We start from the raw sequence: 870 nt of genomic DNA, 5'->3' as shown, positions 1-870 counted from the left end.
ACAAATCACTTGTGATTTGTGATTCTTAATGATACAATATTACTATACAAAAAAAGAATGGGGCGTAGTTATGGAGAAGGAAAAACTAAAAATACTTGAAGAATTAAGACGTATTTTTATCTAAATAACGAGCTGTTATAACCCATGTAATTTGTCCGATAGCAATAACTCCTGCTATCGAAAAAAACACAACTTTACTCATATATCCCATAAAGACAAGAGCAAATAATACAAGAACCAATAATGTAAGTGTTACTTTATAAGCATTCGCAAGAGAAGCATTAGTAATTGCGATATTTCTTTCATCATTTTCTAATATTTGCATTTCTTTTGTTGGCTTACTGAATATATCACAACCCATAAAAATCAATATTATTCCAATAAGCGTTGTACCATAGACAACCAAATCTGGACGAGGTACGGGCAATAGTTGGTGTACGCCTAAACCATAAGTTAGTAAACCACCTAAAAAGATTATTACACCGATAAATAATTCAACTTTTTGTATCTTATGTTTCATTTGCTTTCCTCCTCATAAATAAATATTTCTTCAATACTCATTTGAAAGTACCTTGCAATTTTAAAAGCTAAGATAATAGAGGGATTGTAGCGTCCATTTTCTAAAGAGCCTATTGTTTGACGAGATACTTCAAGAGCAGTCGCTAAATCTTCTTGTTTAATACCTCTTTGTTTTCGTAATTCTTCTAAACGATTTTTCACAACATACCCCTTTCTTGAACAAATGGAAAGTTTGCTTTCCTTTTCTAATCTTATGATACTCCTGCAAGTAAAGAATGTCAAGCAAACTTTCCATATTTTATTATCCTACAATCTTCCAGTTGCTATCCTTATGTAGCACAAGTTCATACT

At 31.4% G+C, this 870-nt stretch carries 2 protein-coding genes; both read right to left on the bottom strand.

The genetic code is table 11. From position 1 onward, the window contains the following. Positions 1 to 103 precede the first annotated feature (103 nt). A complete protein-coding gene (locus PG840_RS16730; protein WP_008787625.1) occupies positions 104 to 520 on the bottom strand; it encodes a hypothetical protein in 417 nt (138 codons plus the stop codon). Further along, complete coding sequence (locus PG840_RS16725; protein WP_008787624.1) at positions 517 to 720, bottom strand: helix-turn-helix transcriptional regulator; 204 nt, start codon at positions 718 to 720, stop codon at positions 517 to 519. The genes PG840_RS16730 and PG840_RS16725 overlap by 4 nt, the downstream gene beginning before the upstream one ends. Positions 721 to 870 lie beyond the last annotated feature (150 nt).

It is taken from the genome of Coprococcus sp. AM97-35 (genome assembly GCF_027697525.1).
Taxonomy (GTDB): domain Bacteria; phylum Bacillota; class Clostridia; order Lachnospirales; family Lachnospiraceae; genus Allocoprococcus; species Allocoprococcus comes.
The sequence above is the reverse complement of the archived record's forward strand: the minus strand, read 5'-3'. Positions and strand labels throughout refer to the sequence as shown.